The organism is Microbacterium sp. NPDC056044, from assembly GCF_042267145.1.
Classification (GTDB): domain Bacteria; phylum Actinomycetota; class Actinomycetes; order Actinomycetales; family Microbacteriaceae; genus Microbacterium.
Map to the genome: position 1 here is coordinate 64157 of NZ_JBHJWZ010000002.1, position 24827 is coordinate 88983.

Consider the following 24827-nt stretch of genomic DNA (forward strand, 5'->3'; position numbering starts at 1 on the left):
TTGTACATCTCTTTCTCCAACACGCCCGAGCCGGAGGACAAGACCGGCGACGCGACGCGCACCCCACGGGGAACCCGGACGGTCTCCTCCACGGTCATCACGCTCGGCATCGTGTCGCTGCTCACCGACATCTCTTCCGAGTCGGTCGCCGCGATCCTCCCCCTTTACGTCACAGGTGTGCTGGGACTGTCGACGATCGCGTTCGGCTTCCTTGACGGCGTGTATCAGGGAGTCAGCGCGCTGGTGCGCATCGGCGGCGGCTACGTGTCGGACCGCTCCGACCAGCCCAAGTGGGTGGCGTTCGTCGGCTACGCGCTGGCCGCGGTGGCCCGCATCGGGCTGCTCTTCGCCTCGGGGTTCGCCGCGATCACGGCGGTCATCACGGCTGACCGGATCGGCAAGGGCATCCGCACCGCCCCCCGCGACGCCCTGATCACGGCGACGTCGGAGCCCGAGAACCTGGGCAAGTCGTTCGGCGTCCACCGCACGCTCGACAACATCGGCGCGGCAGTCGGACCACTGATCGCCTTCTTCATCCTGCTGCTGATCCCGGACGGATTCCACACGATCTTCGTCGCGTCCCTCGCATTCGCGCTGATCGGCGTGCTGATCCTGGGTCTGGTCGTGCCGAACGTGCGCACCCGCCCGCGAGAGGGCTCCCCTGAACAGCGCGAGGGCGTGCCGGTGGCTCCCGCGCCGCAGCGCAAGAGGTTCGACTGGGCGGCCGTGACCAAGGGACCGATGCGCCGCGTCCTGATAGCCGCGGGCATCCTCGGCATCCTGACGATCGGGGACGGCTTCATCTACCTCGTGCTCCAGAACCGGAGCGACTTCGCGGCCCAATGGTTCCCGCTCATGTATGTGGGCACCAACCTGGCGTTCCTGGCGTTCGCAGTTCCCCTCGGACGCCTCTCGGATCGCGTGGGGCGCGGCCGGGTGTTCGTCTTCGGACACGTCGCACTCGTCGCGGCGTACGTCGTGGCGGCGATGCCGATCACCGACATCGCCGCGACGATCCTCTGCCTCCTGCTTCTGGGCGCGTTCTACGCCTCGACGGACGGAGTGCTGGCGGCGCTCGCCAGCCAGCTGACACCGCCCGAGACGCGCGGCACGGGGATCGCCGCCGCCCAGACGGTCGTGGCTCTGACACGATTCGTCTCAGCGACGGGCTTCGGCTTCCTGTGGTACGCCATCGGCCCCGAGTCCGCAATGATCGTCGTGGGGGTTCTGCTGGCGATCGCCATCCCGCTGGTCGCGCTGCTGCTGCGCCCGTACCTCGCCACGACGCGACCCCTCTATCCCGACACCGATCTGAGCGCGTCCACGGAGGTCTCCGGCCAGTGAACAACCGCATCAAGTGGCTGGTCGTCGCCGGTGTCTCTGTCGTCGCCCTCGTCGCCACCGCCGCCGTCGGCGTGACAGCGTGGCAGCAGTACCAGGACAGGCAGGATGCGCCCAGCGCGGCGGAGACCGCCGCGCCCGGCGAGTGGGCGGACGGTGACCGGGTCGTCTTCCGCAACACCGCGCTGGGAGAGGGCTACGGCCTCGTCGCGAGCGTGCCTCTTGCGGATCCTTCGGGAGCGCGCGCGCTCACGGATATCGCGTGCGACCGCGTCGACGCGACACCCGACGAGTTCTCCTGCCTTCGCACCGAGCGCGGGGTGGTCCCTTCCTATAGCGCATCGCTGTACTCGAACAACGGCATCGTGCAGCAGACCTGGCCGTTGCCCGGAATTCCCAGCCGCACGCGGATCTCCGACGACGGGACGCGGATCTCGACGACCTCGTTCGTCACGGGGCACTCGTACGCCACCATCGGCTTCTCGACCGAGACGGTGATCCACGATGACACCGGTGGCGACTTCGGAAACTTCGAGGAGTGGACGTTCGTCGTCGACGGCGCGCCCAGCGCACCCGTAGACCGGAACTTCTGGGGTGTGACCTTCATCGACGACGACACGTTCTATGCCACCGCAGGGATGACGAACTCGGGGAAGACCTACCTCGTCAAGGGCGACACTCCTTCGCGAACACTGACCACGATCGCCGAGGACGTCGAGTGCCCGTCGCTATCGCCCGACGGCACGCGGATCGCGTTCAAATCTGTGACGGCAGGGGCCGGCCCCACCGTCCACTGGACACCCGCGGTCATGGATCTCGCGACCGGCGAGGTCGAGCTGCTCCCGGAGTCCCGCAACGTCGACGATCAGATCGAATGGCTCGGCGACGACACGATCCTTTACGGGATGCCGCGCGAGGGACAAGCGGGTGATTACGACGTCTGGGCGCTCTCCGCCGACGGCTCAGGCGACCCCGAGATCCTCATCGAGCACGCCTGGTCACCGTCGGTGGTGCGTCGCTGACGTCCGCTTCCCGCGCGCGCTTGTGCTGCGCGCGAAGGACGATGACCCACGCCAACGCAGCTCCCAGCGCCGCGCCGAGCGTATTGGCGAGGATGTCCCGCAGCGTCGGCTGTCGCGACGGAATGACGACCTGTGCGAGCTCTGCCGCGGCCGACAGCGCCAGCGCGAGCGCGACGCCGTACCAGGGGTGGCGGAAGAGCAGTGTCAGGAGGAATCCGAGGGGCACGAACATGAGAATGTTCGCACCGAACTCGATCCAGCCGGTGCCGAACCAGTCCAGCCCGAACGTGTCGCTCAGCCAATCGCCGATCTTGTTGACGATGCCGGAGTACGAGAGCGGCAGCAGCAGGACGAGCCCGACAACCAGCGCGTAGACGGCCAGCCCCGTTATCACCCAGCGTCGACGAGAAGCCCCACCTTCAGCCACGACGGCTCCTGTCTTCAGGGTGATCGGACGCCAGGACGGCCCGGCTCCTGGCAGATTACAGGAGCGGGAAGTGTACATGAGTGTTCTCTCATCCGTTGAGGGACGGCCTAGGCGTAGGTGATACTTCCATTACCTCGCATACGTCATCCCCCGACCGGAATTCTTATGTCACGAAAAGCACTACGCGCTCGCCTACGCCTACGTACCCGGATACGCCGCGCCAACATCGGACTCACGGCACTTGTCGCGGGTGTCTTGGTCGCGGCAGGATTCGCCGTCGTCCCCGCCATGGCCGCGCCCACGACCACCGGCATCTTCGCCGACGACCTCAAGCCCAAGATCGCGGTCGACTCAGACCGGACCGCCGTCGAACTCGGAGTGAAGTTCGCACCCACCAAGTCCGGCACCGTGACCGGGCTCCAGTACTACCAGGGCAAGGGCGCCAAGAACGTCACGATGGCGACGCTCTGGTCGTCCGACGGCAAGGTGCTGGCGCAGGTGTCGTTCAAGGCCTCGAGCACGGTCGGGTGGCGCACCGTATCCCTGAGCAAGCCGGTCAGTCTGACCGCGGGCACGTCCTACGTGGCGTCGTATCAAGCGCCGAGCGGCGGCTACGCGGTGACCGAGAACGACCTCACCCGCACGAAGGTGCAGAACGGGTTCACGCTCAAGTCCGGCGCGGGGGTCTACCGTTACGGCCCGACGAGCAAGGTTCCGACCTCGACGTACTCGGGCTCGAACTATCTCGTCGACATCGTCTACAAGCCGTCGACCACCGCGTCGCCCAGCCCCACCGCGACCGCGACGCCGAAGCCCACCGCGACGCCGAAGCCCACCGCAACGCCGAAGCCCACCGCAACGCCGAAGCCCACCGCAACGCCGACCCCCACAGCGACGCCCAAGCCCACAGCAACGCCGACGCCGACGCCGACGGCGACGCCCACCCCCACCCCGAAGCCCACCACCACGCCGACGCCTCCGCCGACGAGTTCGGGCGGCATCAAGGTGCTCGGCAGGACGTTCCCGAATGCTGCCACGACAGGTGTGCCTGCGGGTGTCGCTCTGACCAAGTACACGGGTCCCTGCACGATCCAGACGGCAGGCTACGTCATCGACGGCAAGCAGGTCGACTGCTTCCTGCGCATCCTCGCCAAGGACGTCGTGATCAAGAATTCCAAGATCAACGGCGGTGTCTATGCCGACTACAACGACAACGTCGGCTCCTTCACGATCACCGACAGTGAAGTCGACGCGGGCCAAGGCGCCGGCACCGGCATCGGCGACGCCTACTTCACGGCGACCCGAGTCGAGGTCATCGGCGGCACGCGCTCGATCAACTGCTATGCCAACTGCACTGTCCGTGACTCCTACGTCCACGGCCAGTTCGCTGACCGGTCGGGCGTTCACCACGAGTCCGGAATCCGGTTCAACACCAACAGCACTCTGATCGGCAACACGATCGCGTGCGACGCTCCGGACTTCCCGCCGGACGCCGGATGCTCGGCAGCGATCACCGGCTACCCCGACTTCGATCCGGTCCGCAACGTGACCATCGACGGGAACCTCATCATGGCCGGTTCCGGTGGCTACTGCGCCTACGGAGGCTCGACGACCGGCAAGCCGTTCTCGGGTCAGACCGCCAATGTGAAGTACACGAACAACATCTGGCAGCGCGGCACCGAGATGGGTGACGGCGGCCGAGGATATGTGTGCGGTTTCTGGGGTCCGATCACGTCCTTCGACACGAAGGCTCCAGGCGCGGTGTGGACCAACAACCTCTACGACGACGGAACCACCGTCGCCCCTGCGAACTGAGGTGACGAACTGCTGGAGTGGTGACCGATACGTCGGTCACCACTCCAGCAGTGTCAGTTCGCTGTAGATGTAGTCGACGTCGCCCGGCCCGCCGGCGCCCTTGTACATCCGCGGACGAGGTGAGCGGAGTTCGCGCCCGGCGCCGCGAGGAGAGAACCCCAAGACCCGCCGCTCGGCGAGGGTCATGGCAAAGCCGCGGCGAAGCAGTCTCGACGCCACCGCATGCCAGGCCTCAGCGAGGACTCCGGGATCGCCCCCGACGAACAGGGGCGTTGCGAACACCGGCAGTTGCTTTCGACGGTCGCGCCGGTACATGAGGTAGGCGTGGCCCCCCGCGGAGCGGACGAGCAGATGCCGCGCGGCTGGGGCGTCTCGGTGATCCGTGAAGACTTTCGCGTCGAAGCCGCCGAGGGCATCCGCGATCTCGTCGAGGTCCTCGATGACCTCGACGTGACGGCCGGCGCGTCCTGGTACGTTGACGGCCAGTCGCGTCGCGGTGTCGAGCCGTGCGAAGCCCAGCCGCTCGTTCATCGCGGGGACGTTCCCGCTCGGCGAGAGATCGGTGAAGAGGTACCCCTTCTGGCCGAGCAGAGCACGCACGAGTCGCAGCGAGTGAGCCCGATACTCAGGCAGGACGCAGAAGGCCGCGAGATTGCAGACCTGCAGCGCGCCCTCGGGGGTTTCGCGCGAGGAGTAGACAGCCGCATATGCTCCGACGACGACATCGTCGACGATGAGTCGGAAGCCGCGGTTGGGCCCCGCCGACCACGGCGGCCGGACGACGGCGAGCCAGCGGTCAGCGCCCACCTGTGAATTGAGGTGTCGGTGGAAGAACTCCGCGACAGCCTCGGCATCGTCATCGCCGATCGGCGCGACCGTCGGCCGAGCCGCTGCGGGCGCGTCGGTCACGCCGCCGCACCGATGCGCGACAGGCCCCGGGCGGAGTCTCGTTCCCACATCGCCCGGCGTCGGCGATGTTCAAGCAGGATCACCACGCCGATCGTCACGCCCGCGCCGAGGACGGAGGTCATCGCCAAAGCGCGCGGCCTGCTGCCCCCGATGTGGTGGATTATCGTCGTCTGGGGCGCCACGATCGCCGTCACCTCGTTGATAGGGTCCACTCCCCGCTCACGCTGCAGTTCATGCAACTCGGCCATGATCTGCCCGACAAGCTCTTCCTGACGCTCCTCTACCCGCTCACGCGTCGGTGCGACGATATCGAGCACCAGCTCCTGGGTCGCGAAGTTGGATCCCCACTGCCCGCCGGTGTCGGGGAGACCGAGAGACCAGCCGTCGCGCACGCCGAGCCCGGCGAGCATCACATCCGGAGATGCGAACTTCGTCACCTCTCCCGGGCCGATGAGCCGTTTAGCGACCACACCGGCGAGATCGATGATGTCCTCGGATTGCGTACGCAGTGCGTTGGGGTACGCAGAACTCGTCGGTGCAAGAAAAACGAGCTCCGTTCGCGTGAAGTAGACGCCTTTGTCGCTCACGACCGCATATCCTGCAAGTGCGGTGCACAGCGCGCCCACCAGCAGGATCGGCCACCTTCGGAGGAGGGCAGCCAGCAACTCCCAGAAAGTCATAAGTTCCCCCTCCTTAGAATAAACCTCGCACCGGTGGCCATCCGCCATCTCAGTGGGGGGAGAGTCAGCAGTGATACTCGACGTATTGCGCGCGATGGCACGACGATGGTACATCGTGCTGATCGGGCTTTTGCTGACATTCGGCCTGGCTTGGGCCGCCTATCAGGCGACGCCCCCCGAGTACAAGGCACGCGGACTCGTGCTGCTCCTGCCGGGCGCCAACGCGGTCGCCGAGGGCGGCAACCCTTTCCTCGCGCTGAGCGGTCTCGAACAGCCCGCGAGCATCGTCGTCGCCTACTTCGCCAGCACAGCCGCGCAGACCGAGGTCGCCGAGGTGTCCGGGACAGCCGATTTCTCGGTTCAGCTCGACGCCTCGACGCGCGGGCCCGTCATCGCCGTAGAGGTCACCGACACGTCCGAGCAAGGCACGATCGACACCCTCGACTACCTCACGGAGCGTGTTCCGCAGGAGCTGGAGCGACTGCAGAGCGAGGTGGGGGCTCCTGCATCCTCCGTCATCACCTCGATGCCGCTGGTGATCGATGCCGAACCCGAGGCCGACAACTCCGGGACCATCCGCATCACCATCGCCGCGTTGGCCGTCGGCATCGTCGCCACAGGCGCCGCGACCTTCGCCCTGGACGGCGTCCTCATGCGGCGACGGAGTCGCCGCAAGGCGCGTGCCGACGAACGGTTCGGCTCGATTGCGGCGCCCTCTCCAGAGGACGATCCGCTCGATGCGCCGCAGGATGCCGAGCACGATCTCGGCCTGGACCCACCCCTGAACGCCGACCTCGACATCCACGACATCATCGGCGATGAGACCGGCGTCGATGGCGAGACCGACGCCGACGCGGACACGAGCATCACAGAAGGCGGGGAAGACAAGGGCCACCGAAGCGCCAGGCCCGGCGCGTCGCGCTCGGCTCGCATCCGTGCCAGCAATCCCGACAGCGAGCCGCCTGCTCCCGCCGACAAACATCTCGGCGCACGTGCCGGACGCCATCGTTGACGATCTCGTCCCTCGGCATCGCACGCCGAACCCGCTGGATCGATGCCGTCGCCTGGCTGACGATCTATCTCGGCCTCCTCCTCTTCATCCCATCGCGCCTCATCTTCGGGCCCCTCGGGAGCGCAGGCGCACCGTCGATGCTGTTCGGGCTCGGGAGCCTGCTGCTCTGGCTGTTCTCATTTCTCGGTGCCGCCCGCCGCGCGGCGACCGAAGCGCAGCCCATCCGCATCGCCCTCGGCATCTTCCTGTTCTGCGTGGGCGTCAGCTACGTGATGGCGATGTCGAGTCCGCTGATTCCGGACGAGGCCAGCCCCGGGGATGTTGCGCTTCTCGCGCTCGCCTCGTGGGCCGGAACACTGTTGCTCACCCACGACGGCATCAGTGACCGAGGCCGCCTCGATACGCTGATCTGGCGCTTTGCGGTGTGCGGCGGCCTGATCGCACTGCTGGGCATCGTGCAGGTGGTCACGCGCCAGCTGTGGGTGGATCAGCTTTCGATACCAGGGCTCACGAGCACGTCGGGATACGGACTGAGTTCGCGCGGCGGCTATCCTCGCCCCGCGGGGACGGCCATCCACCCCATCGAGTATGGGGTCATCCTCGCGATGATCCTCCCCATCACGCTGCACGTCGCATTCCAGCACACGCACCGGCGGACCCTGGTCCGCTGGGCGCCCGCGACGGCCGTCGCGGTGATTCTTCCGCTGACCTCCTCGCGCTCCGCATACCTCGGAGCCCTCATCGCCCTCGTGATCTGCCTGATCGGCTGGACGAGAGAGCGAAGGCTCCGAGTGATCGGAGTGGCTGTCGTCGGACTGCTCGCGATGACGGTGCTCGCCCCGAACTTCCTGAGCTCGATCATCGGCCTGTTCACCGGCGCCAGCGAGGACCCGAGTATCACCTCGCGCACCGACAGCTTCGCGCTGGCCCTCGAGTTCATCGAGCGGAACCCGTGGTTCGGTCGGGGCCTGGGAACTTTCCTTCCGAAGTACCGCATCTTCGACAACCAGTACCTGTTGCTGCTCGTGACCATCGGCATCGTCGGCACCGTCGCTTTCCTCGCACTCGGGGTCACGGCCGCGGTCACCACCATTCGTCTGCGCCGGCGGCTTCGCGACGACTCGTCCCGCGATCTCGCGATGACGCTCACCGCTGCGATCTGCGCGGGGTTCAGCTGCCTCTTCATGTTCGACGCTTTCGCCTTCCCGATGACGATGGGCACCCTGTTCCTGATCCTGGGGCTCGCCGGGGCGCTGAGGCGGGTCGAGGATGCCAAAGCGGGCCTTGCCGCTCTCCTAAGATGACACCGTGCCCGTAGACGTCGCAGCGGTGGTCGTGACCTACAACAGCGCCGACCACATCATCGAGCTCCTCGACAGCATCCCCTCGGCGATGGGCGCGCTGACGTACTCGCTCGTCGTCGTCGACAACGGCTCCTCCGATGCCACCCTCGATGTGCTGGCCACGCGTTCGGATTGCGCCACAGTCCGCTCCACGAACGATGGATACGCCGCGGGCATGAATCGGGCCGTCCGCGCCTCCGAGCCCGCCGAGGCCGTGCTCATTCTCAATCCCGACGCCACGCTCGACGCCGGCGCTGTCCCGGCGATGCTCGAGGTGCTCCGCAAGCCCGCCGTGGGCGTCGTCGCACCCCGCGTCCGCGAAGCCGACGGCAGTCTGTCCCCCACTCTTCGCCGGGGCCCGACCATAGGCCGGGTCGGCGGTCTGAGCTTCACGGGTTGGCCGGCGTTCACTGAGCGCATCGAAGAGCCCGCGGCATATGAGACCGAGCACGAGGTGGACTGGGCGGTCGGCGCGATCCTGCTCGTCGACGGCGGACTGTATGCGCGGCTCGGCGGGATGGATGAGAGCTACTTCCTCTACTCCGAGGAGACCGACTTCAGTCTCCGCGCGAAGGACGCCGGATGGACGACGGTCTACACTCCGGCGGCCGGCGCCATGCATATCGGCGGTGGTTCCGGCGAGAGCGCGACCACGCATACGATGAAGCAGCTCAACCGCATCCGCCTCTACCGCCGGAGGGCAGGAACTCTTCGCACCTGGGTGTACTACGTCATGACGGTGCTGATAGAGGTGCGGCGCGCTTTGCTCGGCCACGACAAGTCCTGGCCCACCGTGCGGGCGCTGCTGCGACCGTCCCGTCGTCCCCCTGCGCTCAACGCGAGCGACAGCGTCCTGCCCCGCTGATGTAGGAGATCGCCACCCGATGAAGAAAGTCCTCATGGTCGCCCCCGCTTGCGACGGGGAGGATGTCGGCGAGGCGTGGGTCGCGGCCCAGTGGGCATTTCGTCTCGCCGAACAGCACGATCTCACGCTTCTGTCGACCTACAAGCGTGGCCACACCCCGATGGCCAGGCAGCTGCCGTCAGCACGCGTGATCGAATGGCAGGAGCCTCCGGGGGTAGGCAGACTCGAGCGGCTCAACAGTCTGATGCAGCCAGGCTATCTCCCGTTCTACCGCCGCGCGCGGCGTTGGATCCGCCGACGCCTGGCCGAGGGCGAGCACTTCGACATCGCCCACCAGGTCGTCCCCGTCGCGATGCGCTACCCCTCGCCCGCTGTGGGCCTGGGCATCCCCTTCCTCATCGGGCCCGTGGGCGGCAGCCTCGACTCACCTCCCGCGTTCGTCGAGGAGGAGGGCGCGACGCCCTGGTACCAGCGACTGCGGGCTCTGGACGGATGGCGCATACGTCATGACCCCTTACTGCGGGGCTCCTACGAGCGAGCGGACTGCGTGGTGGGTGTCGCCGACTACGTGCGGGACTTCCTCGCGGGGTTGAACCTGCGACGATTCGAGATCATGAGCGAGACGGCCGTGGAAAGCGTGCATGCGCCGGTGGCCCGCGCAGGGCGCCCGGGGCCGGTGCGCTTGCTGCACGTCGGACGCATCGTGCGCACGAAGGGCCTGCGCGACGTCATCCGCGCGATGGATTCGCTGCGCGACCTGGACGTGGTCCTGGACGTGCTGGGTGACGGACACGACCGCGCGGCCTGTGAGGCGCTCATCACCGAACTGCGTCTCGAGGATCGGATCACTCTCCACGGCTCAGTACCGCGACACGTCGTCGACGAGTACTACCGCGCCGCGGACGTTTTCGTGTTCCCGAGCTATCGCGAGCCGGGCGGGAACGTCAGCCTCGAGGCGATGTCGTGGGGTCTGCCCGTCGTGGTCTGCAGACGCGGTGGGCCCGGTGCCAACGTCGACGAGTCCTGCGCGGTCCTGTTGGACGCTGTGACGCCGGTCCAGCTCGCCGCCGACTGCGCGAGGGCGGTCCGAACGCTCGTCGAAGACCCGGAGCTTCGACTGCGGATGGGCGAGGCCGGACGCCGCCGCGTCGAGAGCACTCACCTGTGGTCGGAGCGCCTCGCCCGCATGGACGCGCTGTACGACGCCCTGGCAATCGCCTCCGACTGACCGTCAGCCGTCGTCGTCCGTCGCAACGATCAAGTTGGTGAGGAACGCCACGCTCGACGGTCGCGGTTCCAGCGAGCCCTCGAGCATCCGAGCGACCCAGTCTCCGTCGACGAAGTCCAGATCCTCGACGGCGCTCAGCGTGGCCGGTCTCGCGCGCCAATGCTCGACCACTTTCGCGGCGAGGACCGTGCCTCCGGCAGGAGGGCGGTTACCCCGCTGAAGCCGCTGGACCGCCTTGCGCGCAAAGCGCTTCCCTGTGCTCAACGCGTCCATCACCGGCTCCCACCGGGAGGGATTGGCGTACGCGGCCGGAGCCGGACGCCCGTCCAGGGGGATCACGCCCAGTTCGGGGTCGAGAGCCATCTGAAGGGAGCCGAGGAAGCGCGAGTTCGCCTTGTCCTGCGGCGTGAGCCGGCGCGCCAGATCGAGGAAGGCATGGTCGAGCATCGGATTGATGACGGTCCGTTCGTTGCTCACGGCGATGTCGGTGGCGCCTGCCCATCGCTGCATCCGATGCCGCAGGTACAGCTCGTCTGTCGCTCGGAACCACTCGCTCCCGCCGGCTACGAGCGCGCTGTGCACGTGCGCCGCCGCGACGTCCTGGGCCCAAGACGCGAACTCGTCGTTCAGGAGTCCGGGCTCCACCGAATCGTTGACGAACATCCGCCACGCTGCGAGCCGAGCGGAGTCATTCCGATCGAACGTCCTGTCGCTGACGCGCCCGACGTAGTAGAACCCCCGCGCGACCTCGCCGCCGAGCCCCGAGATCCGCACGCCCTGGTCGAACGCCCGCTCGGCGATCCGCTGGGCGGCGAGTGCTACGGGATCCGCCATGCCGTCCAGCCGCGTCGATTCCGCTCGGCAGAGCTCCCATGCTTCGGCGGGGTCGACACCGGAGACGTCGGTGAGACCGCGCACCTCGTGCTGGATCCCGTACCGCTCAGAAATCATGTGCGCTATGGCTGTGTCGCCGCGCCCCGGCACGTCGAGCGTCATCGCCCGCAGCCCACGGCGGCGTCGCGGGGGAATCGCACTCAAGAGGACCCGTGAGTCCATGCCGCCGGTGAGCTGCAGCACCGCCTCCGGGTAGTCGTCGAGGATCGCGTTCAACGAGGTTCGCAGAAGGGCGGCGGCTGCTGCGACCGCATCGGCGGAGTCGATGGGTTCCGATCGGATCGGTGCGGCGTCGGCGACGACCAGTCCGTCTCGGGACAGGGTGGCCACCGCTCCTGGCGCCAGCTTTCGCAGCCCCTCGAACAGGGTGCGGTCTCCCATCTGCCAGCCGAGGAGCGACTGAATTCCTACGGAGACGCGATCCAGAGACGCCTCGGTAGCGCGTCCGGCGAGCAGCAGCGAGCTGGCGACCAGCCCTGAGTCTCCGGCTCCGGGAGCGGAATGGAAGACGTGCTGGAACCCCATGGAATCGGCCACCACCCGGAGTTCGTGCCGAGAGACCATCGCGGCCGCGAAGGGTGGCAGCAGATCGACCAGTCCGCCGGGTTCGTTGCGCAACGACTCGACGAGCTCTCGCGGAGGCACGTTCCCGCCCGTGCGCCGCGCGATCCGGCTCAGGATGAAAGCGGGAGCGTCGACCGGGACCCCCTTCACAGCGTCGAGGCCCCAATGACTCAGCACCACGCTGTCGAAGGTCGACGTGGCAGCACCGGGCGGAAGGGCGACCTCGGGGGCACCGACTCCCCGCATCGCCAGAAGTCCGGGAAGGAGCGCGGTCGTGAGCATCGGCACCTCAGCGATCGGATTCGAGTTCGGCGGACGGATGGGCCTGGGCACGCTTCGGGGCCAGTGCGTATCAGTACTATAAGCGCCACGGCCCGTGGAGGCTGGGTGAAAGGATGCGGCAGTGATCATCGATGCGCGTCGGCGAATGCCTGTCGAGCTGCCGACCGCCGATGTGTGCGTGGTAGGCGCGGGGCCCGCGGGCATCTCCCTCGCTCTGCGTCTCGAGGAGCTCGGTCACTCGGTCCTGCTCATCGAATCCGGCGGCGTCCGCGAGACCGAGCCCGCGCGCGATTTGAACCGCGGTTCGGCGGATCCGGTCGGCAGCCACGAACCGCTCGAGGAGAACCGCCGACGTCAGTGGGGTGGGGCATCGGCGGTCTGGGGAGGCCGCTGCATCCCATTCGACGCGCTCGACTTCGAGCGTCGCGAGTGGGTGCCCGAGAGCGGTTGGCCCTTTCCGCGATCGGAACTCGACTCGCACTACGAGATCGCCATGGAGCTGTGCGAGGCGGGCGAGATGTCGTTCGACGCACGACAGGCGCTTCCCGACACTCCCGGGCTCCTCCGCGGCCTGGACGGTGACGGCGTGACCACGTATCAGCTCGAGCGCTGGAGCCCGCCCACGCATTTCGGCAAGCGCTACGGACGCCGCTTGGCCGCTTCGTCCCGAGTCGTCGCCGTGCGCAATGCGACATGCACCCACGTCCAGCTCGCATCCGACGGCCGTTCAGTGGCTCATATCATCGTCACGAGTCCGACGGGCGTATCGCGCAGGATCGACGCCGGCACATTCGTCCTCGCCGCAGGAGGCTTGGAGAACGCACGAATTCTGATGCACTCGTGCGACGTCGCGCTGGACGGAATCGGCAATCACTCCGGCAAGCTCGGACGCTACTACCAGACACACCTGTTCGGATGTCTCGCCACGATGGAGCTCTCGGCCGATGCGCCGCCCGCCCACGTCGCCTTCGACCGGGATGCCCACGGCGTCTACTGCCGCCGCAGGATCTGGATCGCCCCGGACGCGCAACAGCAGCACTCGCTCCTGAACACGGTGTTCTTCCCGGTCCGGCCCCCCACCGGCGCGACCGGACATCGCAGCGCCTTGTTCTCCGGCGTGTTCCTCTTCAAGACCCTCATCGCGGCGGTCCGGCGTCCCACGCGCGCGCTGTCCCATCTCCGGGAAGAGCGTCAGGCGATCGCCAATCACCTGGGCGTCTTCTTCCGGCACCTCCCGAGCGCCGTCCCCGAGATCTACCGCGCGATCGTCGGACGGTACGTGGGGAAGCGCCGCCTGCCCGCGGTCCTTCCCCCGGACGGCTCGACCAGTTACCACCTGCAATTCCAGGCGGAGCAGGTACCCCATCCCGATGCGCGGCTGACCTTGAGCGACGAACGTGACGCGATGGGCATGCGGCGGATCGTGGTGACGCCGGGTGCGACGCAGCTCGATGTCGACAGCGTCGTCGGCTGTCATCATCTCCTCGACGAGCGACTTCGCACGACGGGTCTCGGACACCTGCAATTCGATGAGAACGAGCTGCGCGACGCGGTCGAGGCGTCGACACGGCAGGTCAACTCCGGCGCCCATCACATCGGAACCACGCGGATGTCGCGCGACCCGTCAGACGGCGTGGTCGATCGCGACTGCCGAGTCCACGGCGTGGACAATCTCTATGTCGTCGGCTCCTCGGTGATGCCGACATCTGGACATGCCAACCCTACGCTCACGATCGTCGCTCTGGCCCTCCGTCTCGCCGACCACCTGGCCACGGATCAGAAACCATCACGCTCCTAGGTCGTCCGCCGAGACGGGTGTGTCGAACGCCCGGGCGTTCTCCCTCAGGTGCGCAGGATCGCTCGTTCCCGTCAGCACGACCTTCACGCCCGGGACTGCGGCGGCATGCCGTAGGAGGCGTCGGCCGAGCGGCGACGCCGGGTGCGGAGTCGATGACGCGCTCTCCCGGGCGAGAAGCTCCCGTCGCTGGGCGGGCGAGCCCATGGCATGGTTCGCGATGATGTCCATATCGCGCGCGACACCGGCAACCCCTTGCACGCCGTTCCAGCGATTCACCGCGGTTTCCGCGACGGTGCAGCCCCACGTACGCCCGATCGCGTCGATCGTCGGCAGCTCGTCGGTGGACACCCCGAACTGCGCGATCTTGCCCTCACGCTGAGCCTCTTGCAGTATGTCGCGCAGCTGCTCATCGTCGACGATCGTGGCAGGCGGCAGATGCAGCAGGAATATCTCGATGCGCTCGCGCCGCAGCCGCTGCAGACTCCGCTCGATCCTGCGCATGAGCGATGTGCGGTCGAGTTCGAACGACCCCCCGTTGCGCGCCTGCTTCAGCTTCTTGGCCGGCTGATTGAGCGCCCGCAGCGGGCCCGGCAGGTCGACGGTAGGAAGACCGGTCTTGGTCACGACGACCCAGTCGTCGCGATCCGCCTGCGTCAGTTCACCGATCCATCTCTCCGATGCGGTCGAGCCGTAGGTGTCGGCGGTGTCTATCAGGGTGATCCCGCAGTCGCGCGCCGCCGCCAGCAGAGTCTTCGCATCCGACTTGGATCGCCCCGAGCCCATCGATGCCAGGCGTGACGTCCCCAGCCCCAGAACGGAGACATCAAAGCCTCCGACGTTACGTCGCTCCATTTCGGCGCGGCCTGGGCTCAGGCCGGAAGCTTGGAGTCGACGAACTGCGTGAGCGTGCCGACGGTCTCGAACAGCTCGGCGCCGAATTCGTCGTCGTCGATGATGATGTCGAAGCGATCCTCGAGCGCGCCGACGAGCGCGACGACGCCGAACGAATCGAGCTCGGGAAGAGCACCGAACAGCGCGGTCTCCTCGGTGAGCTCGTTCGGCGACTGCTGCAGCTCGAGCGTCTCGATGAGTACGCCTCGGACGGCGTCGATGGTGGCGGTCATGTGTGCTCCTTAGGTTCAGACGAGGACTTCGGCTGGGGCCGGGTGCCCCAGGAAAGCGGTGGGACTGGCCGTGAGACCGTATGCTCCGGCCTGGAAGATGACGATCAGGTCATCGATCTCTGCGGGCGGCAGCACGACGTCGTCGCCCAGGAGATCGAGGGGGGTGCAGAGGCAACCGACGACGTTGACGCCCACGTCTCCGGCCGAGTCCGCCCGGTTGCCGACGACGAGTGGGTAGTTGCGGCGGATCGCCTGCCCGAAATTGCCAGAGGCCGCGAGCTGGTGGTGCATTCCACCGTCGACGACCAGGAACGTCTTGCCGCGGCTGATCTTGCGATCGACGACCCGCGTGACGTAGACCCCGGATTCGCCGACGAGGTAGCGGCCCAGTTCGATCACCGGGCTCGCGTCGGGGAATCGCTCAGCGATCGGGCCCTCCACGAGTTCGTGGAGGTTCGCCGCCACAGCGGGAAGGTCGAGTGGCTGATCTCGGTCGGTGTAGGGGATCCCGAACCCGCCACCGAGGTTGAGGTATCGCAACGGACCGGCCAGTCCGTCGGCGAGCACCGCGACCAGATCGACCGTGCGACGCTGGGCCTCGGAGATGATCTCGGCGTTCAGGTTCTGCGAGCCGGCGAAGACATGAAAGCCGAGCAGATCTATGCCCGTCCCGGAATATTCGCGGAGTACCTCAGGGATCTGCTCCGCGTCGATGCCGAACTGCTGGGGCCCACCGCCCATCCGCATACCGGACCCTTTGACCGCGAAGTCGGGATTCACGCGGATCGCGACCCGTGGCGTGAGCCCCAGATCGTCCCCGGCCGCGATGACCCTTCGCAGCTCCGTCGTCGATTCGATCTCGACGATGATCCCTGCCGCGACCGCCTGCCGGATCTCCGCCGGCGTCTTGCCGGGACCGGCGAAGCTGACTCGGTCAGGCCTGATCTCGGTGTCGAGAGCTGCCTGCATCTCGAGGCCTGACGCGACGTCGATCCGGTCGACCCGTCGGGCGAGATGCTGAACGATCGCGGGCATCGGGTTCGCCTTCATCGCGAAGCTGAGCTCGACCCGCTTCGGCAGAGCTGCGCGCAACAGGTCGACCCGCGCATCCAGCAGGCCGCGGTCGTATGCGAAGAACGGGGTCGAGCCGACCCGCGCCGCCAACCTGCTCAGCGGCATGCCGCCCACCTGCAGTTCGCCATCGACGGTCCCGAACGCCTCGACATGCTCGGCCGGCTTCATCCGGATACCTCCGCCTTGATCAGATTGCGATCGAACTTGCCGTTCGGAGACCGGGGCAGCTCGTCCCTCGCCTCCACATACGTGGGCACCATGTACAGCGGCAGCCGTTGACGCAGTGCCACGGTGAGCCCTGCAACGTCGAGGTTGCCGTTCACCGGGGTCGCGACCAGAACCACCCGCTGCCCCAGCGTCGCGTCCTCGACGCCGACTGCCACCGCGTCGCGCACCAGTCCCGTACTGTAGGCCGCCTCTTCGATCTCGGTGGGGCTCACACGGTATCCGGACGTCTTGATCATGTCATCCTTGCGGCCGACGAAATACAGGAAGCCGTCCTCGTCCGCGGTGACGGTGTCTCCGGACCAGACTGCCAGCTCGGGGGTGCGCCATTCGTCTCCGGGACGGTCGATCGGCTTGTACCTCTCACGAGTGCGCACCGGGTCCTTCCAGTACCCGAGTCCGACAAGCGCGCCCCGGTGGACCAGCTCACCCTCCTCCCCCGGCTCGCACACTGTGCCGTCGGGGCGCAGGACGAGGATCTCGGCATTCGGTATCGCCTTGCCGATGGAGTCGGGCCGCCTGTCCACCTCCGCCGGATCCAGGTAGGTCGACCGGAACGCCTCGGTCAGCCCGTACATCAGATACGGATCAGCCTGAGAGAAGGTGTCCCGGAGCTTGTCGAGCGTGGCCCGCGGCATCCGTCCTCCCGTGTTGGCGAAGTAACGCAAGCGTTCGGCCGCTTCGGCCGGCCAGGGAGCCTCTGCCAACTGGATCCACAGCGGCGGCACGCACGTCAGCCCGGTCACGCCGTATTGCGCACACAGCTTGGGGACGTCACGCGGGAGCAGGTAGTTCATCAGGACGCAGTGCGCCCCGACCGCGAAGGCGGTCGTCACTTGGCTGAGCCCGGCGTCGAAACTGAGCGGGAGGACACTGAGGATGACGTCGTCGGCGGTGTTGCCGAGGTAGGTGCTCACGCTCTCGGCACCGACGATGAGGTTGCGGTGGCTCAGCACCACTCCCTTCGGCTTTCCGGTGCTCCCCGACGTGTACAGGATCGCTGCCGGATCGATGTCGAGCACGGCCGGGAGACGGACGGATGCCCCGGCAGCTGCGGCGTCGGGCCAGGCGTGGACGCCGGCCACAGGCGCCGCCACGTCGCTCGCCCCCACGAGGATCACGTGCTCGACGGCGACGCCGGACAGCGTATCGGTCAGTTGCGCGAGGCGGTCTGCCGACGTGATCAGGTACCGCGCGCCACTGTCGGCCAGAATGTGGCCCACCTGCGGGGCCTTGAGGACATGGTTCACGGGAACGAACATGCCTCCCGCCGCCGAGGCGCCGAACAGCCCGAGCACCGTCTCGATCCGCTTCTCGAGGTAGATGGCGACCCTGTCGCCACGTTCCAGCCCGAGCTCGAGCAGCGTCGTGGCCACCGCCTGAGCGACCGCCCAGGCCGCCGCGTAGCTCACTGTCGTGCCTTTGTAGCTGAGCGCGGGATCGTCCGGGGACGCCGCGGCCGTCCCTGCGAGGAGGTGGTGGAAGTTCGTGCGGATCACGGGGCGCGCCTCTCCATGAGGAAGCGATCGAACTCGACGTCGTCGTCCAGATCGACGTAGCGGCGGCCCTGGGCGTCAGCGTCACATGCGCCGTTGCCCTCCGGCACCGCGGGTCCCGGCTGAGAGAAACCGGAGACCTCGTCGAAAACGGCGACGTAAGCCTCGGCCTGCGGCCGCCAGTCGAGCTCGGTCGACACCCGGGCACGCGCCTTGCGGCCGAGTTCTACGCGCAGCGCCGGGTCGTCGATGAGCTGCTCGATACGGTCCGCGAAAGACGCGATGTCTCCCGAGGGCGCGTACAGCAGCGCGTCGGCTCCCGACACACGGGTCTCCACAAGGTCGAACGAGACCGCGGGCAGCCCGTACGACATGTACTCCATCGTCTTGTTCATTGTCGAGAGGTCGTTCAGGGGCGTCTTGAGGTCGGGGCACAGCCCGATGTCGGCACGGCTCAGATACTCCGCGATCGCCACGCGATCGACCCGCCCGGTGAACGTCACGCGATCGTCGAGCCCCAGTCGAGCAGACTGTGCTTTGAGATCCTCGAGACAATCTCCGAACCCCAGCAGGGTTGCGGTGACCTCTGTGCGGCCTCGCCCATTGACCAGTTCGTCAACGACGAGGAGCACCTGATCGACGCCGTCCTGCGGACCCATGATGCCGAGATAGACCAGCTCGATGCTGTCCGCCGGGCGAGGGTCGGCGGGGTAGATGGGTCGCATCTGCTCGGTGTCCGGCCCGCTTCTGACAACGGTGATGTGGCCCGGTCGACGGTCACCGCGACGGACTGCGACAGCCTTGTAGGACTCGTTGGTCGAAATGATGCGATCGGCCGCGCGGAATGTCCGGCGCTCCAGCCACCGCAACGCCCGATACTCCAGACGCTTGAGGATTCCGGTGGGACGGCCGAAGCGCGAAATGAACAGCTCCGGGTTCAGGTCGTGGTGGTCGAAGACGAACCTCACCCCGCGCACTCGCCACAGCAGCGCGAGTAGCCAGTACGTATCCGGCGGATTGCAGGCCTGGATGATGTCGAAGCGACGGTTGCGCCACGCCGCGAGCGAGAGCCAGGCGGTGCGGACCCAGCTGTACGCGAACTCCCAAGCGAACCCGAGGAGCCCCTCCGCCTCGGGAGCGGGAGCGTACTTGAAGATGTCGACACCGTCGATGTGCTGACGCCCGGGATCGCCGGGCCCCTTCGGGCAGATCACGCTCACCCGGTAGCCCCGGGCGATGAGCGCCTGGCATTCCAGCCAGACCCGCCTGTCGAGCGGCACAGGCAGATTCTGAACGATGATCAGGACATGGGGTGACGTCATGAGCCGTAGACCTCTTCCTCGATGATGCGCACCACGGCCTCCTTCGTGGGTTCCCAGGAACGGCCTACGACGGAGGCTGCCGCCTCGGCGGCTCGGGTATCGACGTCGGTGGCGCTGACAGCGATGCTCAGCTGTTCGGCGAGGGCGGCCCCCGTCGGGCGCGCCCAGCGAACGTGCCGGTTCGGGAGAACATCGTGCGCGGAGGCGATGTCGTTCACGATGGGGATGTTCCCCGCCGCGAGCATCTCCTCCGCCACCAACGTGATGTTGGTGAACGACATGGCGAGCCCTGCGATGGTGCGCCCGTACAGGTCGTTGAGCTCGGCAGTGGTCAGCCTGCCGTGGAAGGTGTGGGGGATGCCGAGCCCGCGTGGCGGCGCCCCATACACGTGGATCTGCTGCTCGGGGTGCCGCTCGTGGAACAGCCGCAGGGCGACGACGGCGATTTGGTATCCGCGGCGGGCGAAGTCGGGGCGCGAGAAGAACACGATGCCCGACCGTCTCTTTGCGGGAGCGGGGGGTCGGTACACCGCCGAGTCGCACCCGAACGGGACGACATCGCTCGAGAGTCCAGTCTCTTCGCGGATCATCCGGTCGAGCATCTGCCCGAGAGCGATACGGCGGAACGGCATGCGGTAGGTCATCGCTGCGAGCTCGTGCTCGGCCCCGTGCCCGTAGAAGAACGGCTCGTAGTCCTGGATGAAGTAGAGCCGCCGCACCGGCTCCGTACCGTAGCGCACGATGAGGTGGGCGGACTCCCATCCGGAGGCGACGATCGCATCCACACCCCGCACCCCTGCGGTGATGTCGCGCACCTCCGCTTGGATGTGCGGCCAGTGGCGCCTGATCGTGTGCGTAGCCCGATCGACGTCGAGCCCGTGCTTGTCGTAAAGGTAGACGACGCAGCGGTGCCCCCTCGACTCCAGCGCCTCCACCATCCGGAAGAGGGTGGTATGCCCGCCTGACCCGGGGGCAGGCGGTGTCGATACCCACCCGATCGTGAGTCGGTCCGCGCGGTCGGGCGGCGACGCAGGCACGGGAAGTTCACCGGGCACGTCGGGGAGGATGTCGTCGAACGCGAGGTTGAACCACAACTCGGCGGCACCGGTCCGCAGGTACATCCGCTGGGCGACGCGCTGGGCGACCCCGACGACGCCCACACGCCGCGCGCGCTGAGCCTTCGAAAGGACACCGGCAAACCAGTTCATCGCGAAATCCCCCCGAACGCATCACGTGCGCCCCCGACGGTACCGTCTCGGCCTGCGGCGACCGAACGCAGCACGGCGGCGTGCCCATCGGTCATCGCGTCTATCAACTCCGAGGACGACAGAACCCGCGGTCTCGCGCCGGTACGCACCCGTGAGGCGACGTTGTCGACCGCCACGCCGACGGCCGCAGCGTTCGGCTGTCGACGCACACCCCGCCGCGCGCGCGCAACTCGCCGGTCGGAGACCAGGGCGGCTGGGCCGGTGGCATTGGCGACGAGCACGGAGGCGCCGACGTCCCGGGCGACCAGTTCCCGCGCACCACCGAAGTCCGCCAGCACGAGGGGAAGGGCGAACGCCGCCGCCTCGGTCGCGGCAACCGGCCATCCCTCGAAGAACGAATCGAGGACGAAGGCGTCCGCGGCGGCGAGGAGCGCGCGCGCGTCCGATGCGCCGAGCAGGGCGATCCGGTCGGCGCCGGGCGCGCTGCGCCGGATTGCGTCCGCGCGGCGCAGCTCGACCCAGTCGGACGGTTCACCGGCGACGACCAGGCGGGCCGAGACATCCGTCACCTCCTTCCCGAACGCGGCGACCAGACCCGCGATGTTCTTCTGCGAGTCGTAGCGTGCGAGGCAGACGAAAACGATGTCGTCCCCGAGGTCAGCGCCGAGAACCGTGGCCAGGGCATCCCGGGAGTTGCGTCGTTCGTCCGCGGTGACGGGAGCCTGCGCCGGGATCGCATTCGGAACGACCCGGATCAGCTCGACCGTCGACGCGGGGACGTGCCGCGCGTGGTAGTCCCTCACGAGTTCGCTCACCGCGATGGCCGCGGCGGAGGATTGGAGGAGCTCCGCGAAGCGGCGCCAGCGCGCGCGGGAATAGTGGATCTCGGTGTTGTGCAGGACCGGGACGACGGGGATCCCTCGTCGCTGAGCGGCAGAGACAAGGTGCTCGGGTGCCGCGTGCAGCTGCGCGACCTGGGGTGCGAGCTCGGCGAAGACGCGCTGCGCGTCGTCCTCGGCAACGGCCACCCGCACGTCTACCCCCGCGGCGCGGAGGCGGTTCGCCCGCGTGCCGTCCTCGGTGCAGACCACGACGGGGCGCACCCCGGCACGCGGCAGTGAGGTCGCCAGCACTTCGACGACCGAGCCGATGCCGCCGACGTCCATCGCGCCCGTGAGCAGCGCGCAGACGATCGCGTCCTCGCCGAGGTCAGAGGAGCTCGGTCCTTCGACTGCGGGCCTGGCAGGCGAGAAGGTGAGCGCAGGGAGCGGCCGTCGCCACAGGAGCCCGGTCAGTCGGTGCACGTAGCCGTACCGGATCCGAGGCGGCAGCGCGTCTGTGATCCCGACTAACGCCGCAAAGAACGCGGCCGCCGTGCGCGCACGGATGTAGCGCCGTGACGCCCGCGCGCTCATTTGACTCCTCCGATCCGCGACAGGAACGGCAGGCGTGCACCGAGGCCCGTGCCTGCCGCCATGGCTGCCGCGTCGACGAGCGCGGACCTCGCCAGCAGCAGGCTGACGGCGAAGTGCAGGACGGCGACCGTCGCGGCGACCAGGCCCAGCGACAGGATCGTGGGGAGTGCAGCGGTGAGGAGCAGGACGCCCCAGCCGCCGGCACCGGAAACCGCGACGACCACGATGAGGTAGCCCGCCGGCCGCACGATCGAGCCGAGACGCGCTCGCAGGACCCGGCGGACGAGGAACCACCGCGCGACGGTTGCGCAGACGGCGACTCCGAGGAATCCCCAGGCGATCGCGACGAGCCCCCATCGTGCCGTGACGATGGTGGTGAGCAAGGTGACCGCATCCGTGATCAGGGCGTATACGAACCACGTGCCGGGCTTGCCGATGCCGTAGAACAGGCCATGGTCGAGCCAGGCCGCGACCGACAACGTGCCGGCCAGCGCCAAGACCTGAGCCACTGGCACGCTCTGCTCCCACCCGTCGCCGAACAAGATCGGAACCAGGAGCGGCGCACCGACGGCAACGATCGTCAACGGCATCGACAGCACGACGTACACGAGTCGAAGGGCGCGCAGATACGCGGCCTGAAGCCGCTCGGCCGACTCGCGGATCTTCGCGAACGCCACGTTCGTCACCGGAACGATCGCGCTGCCGGTGAGGTCCTGCACGATCTGCACGAGCCGCTGCGCCACGCTCATATAGCCCAGGGCCGCAGCGCCGAGGGTCGCAGACGTGACCGCCGCCTCACCCCACGCACGGAGCATCGCAACGAACTCGACGCCGAGCACCTGCCCTCCGAAGCGGAACATCCCTCCGAACGCCGTCCGGTCGAACGCCCAGTGCGGCCGCCAGCGGGCGCTGATCCAGATCAGGATCGTCGAGATCACAGGAGCGACGAGCGTCTGCGCCACGAGTGCCCACACCCCGAATCCCGTGAAAGCCATCACGAGTGCCACGATCTGCGCGACGACGGCCGCCGCGGCGCCCTGTCCGGCTATGACGCCGAACCGCATCTCGCGCCTCATGATCGCCATCGGGACCGAACCGATCGCCGTCACGATGACCCACAGCGACAGCGCGCGAAGGACCGGAACGACGTCGGAGTTACCGAAAACCCCGCCCATCAGCGGGGCGATGGCCCACAGCAGCCCGCAGAGCACCACGCCGGCAGAGAGCGAGAACCAGAAGGCGGTGCTCAGCATGCGCTCTGTGGTTCTTGCCACCTGCACGATGTAGGCCGCGAAGCCCAGATCGGCGAGCAGGTAGAAGAAGGGCAGGATCGTCGACGCCGCAGCCAGCGTGCCGAAATCTTCCGGGCTGAGCAGGCGGGTGAGCAGCGCTATCGTCACGAAGCTGAAGATGCGGATGACCCACTTCTGCGCCGTGAGCCAGATCACCCCGCCGGTCGCGCTCCGCCCGACTGCGGCCTGCGGCGGCTGGGCCGCGTTCGGGTCGATCGAGGCGACGACGTCGAGCTCGGGGACATCCGCGCCCTGCGCGACGGCGCGGTTGCTCTCGGACCGTTCGTCGCTCACGGTTCGACCTCGTCGTCGGAAGGCAGGCGCAGGCCGGCGCGCCGGCCGACCTTCCTCGCGAGGATGGCCACTTCCGGAGGCAGGTCGGCACTCCACTTCCGCAGGTCGTACGAGGTGGCAGACTCGCGGTAGAACCCCGCAAGTTTCGCCGCCATCGCGGTCAGCCCGAACCGCTCGATCGCGAATCGCCGGCCGAACGCGCCGAGTTCCGATCGCCAGGCCTGGTCTGCGATGAGCGGCTGCAGGATCCCCGTCAGACGAGCGCGAGGGCTCGGGTCGGGGTCGGGGCTCCAGTAGCTGTTGCGCGCAAGCGAGGGGGCGGTGCTCTCCTCGAACAGTTGCGACCAGCCCGCTTCGCCCTGCACCACGAGCGGCTTCGCAAAGGAGAGGGAGCGAGCGGCGGAGCCTCCCATGCCGAGCATGATGTCAGCCGCGGCGTACGCCGGACGGGGATTGGCCATCGGGCCGATGAAGCGGACAGCTTCGCGACCGACGGATTCGTTGACCTGTGCGCCGATGGCCCGCAGGCGCGACGCGTCATCGCCGGCACCGACGATAGCGAGAGTCGCATCGGAGGCGAGGTCGCGCATCGACTCGATCGCGACGCCGATGGGCATCGCCTTCATGCTCGCGTCCAGTCGGCTCACGATCACCAGCAGGGTGCCGTCGATGTCGTGTTCCGACCGGAACGCGGCCGCCGCGGCCGCATCAGGACGATCGGCATCGGTGTCGACGGGCGGACTGATCAGGATCGTGCGGCCGGGGCGGGTCCGCATGTCGTCTACGAGATACCCGGTGCCCACGATCAGCGGCATCTGCAGCTTGATCTTGGGCGACACCTCCATCTCGTACACCGTCTGAACCCAGGGTCGGCGGCCGAAACGGGAGAACCCCCAGTAGGTGGGGCGCGCTCCCCCGCCCCATGAGCCGTAGACGTGCACCAGGTCTGCGCGGTGACGTCGCGCAAGGCCCGTGAGCTGCCGTCCCCGCGCGAGGATGGATGCCTCGGGATCGTACAGCTCGATGCCGATACCGCGATCCCGCGCGATGTCGAGCAGAGACGGGCCTTCCGGAAGGGTATCGCGCGCACCGACGAGCACTGACTCGATGCCGTTCTCGCGGACCTGCACGGCCAGATCCACGGCGTTGATCTGCGTCCCTCCCAGCTCAAGGCTGTTGAGGTGGACGAGCACCCGC

At 67.8% G+C, this 24827-nt stretch carries 21 protein-coding genes; 8 read left to right on the forward strand and 13 right to left on the reverse strand.

All coding sequences use genetic code 11. The features are described 5' to 3' along the window. Both ACFC1I_RS05420 and ACFC1I_RS05425 read left to right on the forward strand, forming a co-directional pair. A complete protein-coding gene (locus ACFC1I_RS05420) occupies positions 1 to 1344 on the forward strand; it encodes an MFS transporter (protein ID WP_376006843.1) in 1344 nt (447 codons plus the stop codon). Continuing rightward, on the forward strand, positions 1341 to 2363 hold the full coding sequence (locus ACFC1I_RS05425) for a TolB family protein (RefSeq protein ID WP_376006844.1): 1023 nt from the start codon (positions 1341 to 1343) through the stop codon (positions 2361 to 2363). The genes ACFC1I_RS05420 and ACFC1I_RS05425 overlap by 4 nt, the downstream gene beginning before the upstream one ends. Here ACFC1I_RS05425 and ACFC1I_RS05430 read toward each other — a convergent pair. Further along, positions 2323 to 2757 (reverse strand): VanZ family protein, encoded by a 435-nt coding sequence (locus tag ACFC1I_RS05430; RefSeq protein WP_376006845.1) that lies wholly within the window; start codon positions 2755 to 2757, stop codon positions 2323 to 2325. The genes ACFC1I_RS05425 and ACFC1I_RS05430 overlap by 41 nt on opposite strands. Positions 2758 to 3078: 321 nt before the next feature. Between ACFC1I_RS05430 and ACFC1I_RS05435 the strand changes: the two genes are divergently transcribed. Beyond that, the gene (locus tag ACFC1I_RS05435; RefSeq protein WP_376006846.1) at positions 3079 to 4605 is read left to right on the forward strand and encodes a DUF4082 domain-containing protein; all 1527 of its coding nucleotides are present in this window, start codon (positions 3079 to 3081) and stop codon (positions 4603 to 4605) included. 36 nt (positions 4606 to 4641) lie between these two features. On the opposite strand, the gene ACFC1I_RS05440 is transcribed toward ACFC1I_RS05435, so the two are convergent. Both ACFC1I_RS05440 and ACFC1I_RS05445 read right to left on the reverse strand, forming a co-directional pair. Beyond that, positions 4642 to 5514, reverse strand: a complete 873-nt coding sequence (locus ACFC1I_RS05440; RefSeq protein WP_376006847.1) for a hypothetical protein — start codon at positions 5512 to 5514, stop codon at positions 4642 to 4644. After that, on the reverse strand, positions 5511 to 6194 hold the full coding sequence (locus tag ACFC1I_RS05445; RefSeq protein WP_376006848.1) for a hypothetical protein: 684 nt from the start codon (positions 6192 to 6194) through the stop codon (positions 5511 to 5513). The genes ACFC1I_RS05440 and ACFC1I_RS05445 overlap by 4 nt, the downstream gene beginning before the upstream one ends. A gap of 70 nt (positions 6195 to 6264) precedes the next feature. Here ACFC1I_RS05445 and ACFC1I_RS05450 point away from each other — a divergent pair, with 70 nt between their 5' ends. From ACFC1I_RS05450 to ACFC1I_RS05465, 4 genes are all read left to right on the forward strand, one after another. Continuing rightward, positions 6265 to 7206 (forward strand): hypothetical protein, encoded by a 942-nt coding sequence (locus ACFC1I_RS05450; protein WP_376006849.1) that lies wholly within the window; start codon positions 6265 to 6267, stop codon positions 7204 to 7206. Between the two features lie 137 nt (positions 7207 to 7343). Beyond that, complete coding sequence (locus tag ACFC1I_RS05455) at positions 7344 to 8510, forward strand: O-antigen ligase family protein (protein WP_376006850.1); 1167 nt, start codon at positions 7344 to 7346, stop codon at positions 8508 to 8510. A 4-nt stretch (positions 8511 to 8514) separates the two neighbouring features. After that, on the forward strand, positions 8515 to 9414 hold the full coding sequence (locus tag ACFC1I_RS05460; RefSeq protein ID WP_376006851.1) for a glycosyltransferase family 2 protein: 900 nt from the start codon (positions 8515 to 8517) through the stop codon (positions 9412 to 9414). A gap of 19 nt (positions 9415 to 9433) precedes the next feature. Further along, positions 9434 to 10642, forward strand: a complete 1209-nt coding sequence (locus tag ACFC1I_RS05465; protein WP_376006852.1) for a glycosyltransferase family 4 protein — start codon at positions 9434 to 9436, stop codon at positions 10640 to 10642. A gap of 3 nt (positions 10643 to 10645) precedes the next feature. On the opposite strand, the gene ACFC1I_RS05470 is transcribed toward ACFC1I_RS05465, so the two are convergent. Beyond that, entirely contained in the window at positions 10646 to 12154 is a 1509-nt protein-coding gene (locus tag ACFC1I_RS05470) for an asparagine synthase-related protein (protein WP_376006853.1), read from the reverse strand. A gap of 349 nt (positions 12155 to 12503) precedes the next feature. On the opposite strand from ACFC1I_RS05470, the gene ACFC1I_RS05475 reads away from it, so the two are divergent. Continuing rightward, positions 12504 to 14180, forward strand: a complete 1677-nt coding sequence (locus ACFC1I_RS05475; protein ID WP_376006854.1) for a GMC oxidoreductase — start codon at positions 12504 to 12506, stop codon at positions 14178 to 14180. Here ACFC1I_RS05475 and ACFC1I_RS05480 read toward each other — a convergent pair. Genes ACFC1I_RS05480 through ACFC1I_RS05520 form a run of 9 tightly spaced genes read right to left on the reverse strand, consistent with a single transcriptional unit; the run spans position 14169 to position 24823 of the window. Further along, positions 14169 to 15032, reverse strand: coding sequence for an aldo/keto reductase (locus ACFC1I_RS05480; RefSeq protein WP_376006855.1), 864 nt, complete (start codon positions 15030 to 15032; stop codon positions 14169 to 14171). The two genes, ACFC1I_RS05475 and ACFC1I_RS05480, sit on opposite strands and share 12 nt — an antisense overlap. Positions 15033 to 15049: 17 nt before the next feature. Further along, positions 15050 to 15304, reverse strand: a complete 255-nt coding sequence (locus tag ACFC1I_RS05485) for an acyl carrier protein (protein WP_376006856.1) — start codon at positions 15302 to 15304, stop codon at positions 15050 to 15052. A 15-nt stretch (positions 15305 to 15319) separates the two neighbouring features. Beyond that, positions 15320 to 16546: a pyridoxal-dependent decarboxylase, exosortase A system-associated gene (locus ACFC1I_RS05490; RefSeq protein WP_376006857.1), complete on the reverse strand. Its 1227-nt coding sequence runs from the start codon at positions 16544 to 16546 to the stop codon at positions 15320 to 15322. Further along, positions 16543 to 18102, reverse strand: coding sequence for an acyl-CoA ligase (AMP-forming), exosortase A system-associated (locus ACFC1I_RS05495; RefSeq protein WP_376006858.1), 1560 nt, complete (start codon positions 18100 to 18102; stop codon positions 16543 to 16545). Before ACFC1I_RS05495 ends, ACFC1I_RS05490 begins: the two co-directional genes overlap by 4 nt. Further along, positions 18099 to 19421, reverse strand: coding sequence for a glycosyltransferase family 4 protein (locus ACFC1I_RS05500; RefSeq protein ID WP_376006859.1), 1323 nt, complete (start codon positions 19419 to 19421; stop codon positions 18099 to 18101). The genes ACFC1I_RS05495 and ACFC1I_RS05500 overlap by 4 nt, the downstream gene beginning before the upstream one ends. Next, a complete protein-coding gene (locus ACFC1I_RS05505) occupies positions 19418 to 20629 on the reverse strand; it encodes a glycosyltransferase family 1 protein (protein ID WP_376006860.1) in 1212 nt (403 codons plus the stop codon). Before ACFC1I_RS05505 ends, ACFC1I_RS05500 begins: the two co-directional genes overlap by 4 nt. Then, on the reverse strand, positions 20626 to 22044 hold the full coding sequence (locus tag ACFC1I_RS05510) for a glycosyltransferase (protein WP_376006861.1): 1419 nt from the start codon (positions 22042 to 22044) through the stop codon (positions 20626 to 20628). Before ACFC1I_RS05510 ends, ACFC1I_RS05505 begins: the two co-directional genes overlap by 4 nt. Beyond that, on the reverse strand, positions 22041 to 23630 hold the full coding sequence (locus tag ACFC1I_RS05515) for a lipopolysaccharide biosynthesis protein (RefSeq protein WP_376006862.1): 1590 nt from the start codon (positions 23628 to 23630) through the stop codon (positions 22041 to 22043). Before ACFC1I_RS05515 ends, ACFC1I_RS05510 begins: the two co-directional genes overlap by 4 nt. Next, positions 23627 to 24823, reverse strand: a complete 1197-nt coding sequence (locus tag ACFC1I_RS05520; RefSeq protein ID WP_376006863.1) for a hypothetical protein — start codon at positions 24821 to 24823, stop codon at positions 23627 to 23629. The genes ACFC1I_RS05515 and ACFC1I_RS05520 overlap by 4 nt, the downstream gene beginning before the upstream one ends. Between the last annotated feature and the right edge of the window lie 4 nt (positions 24824 to 24827).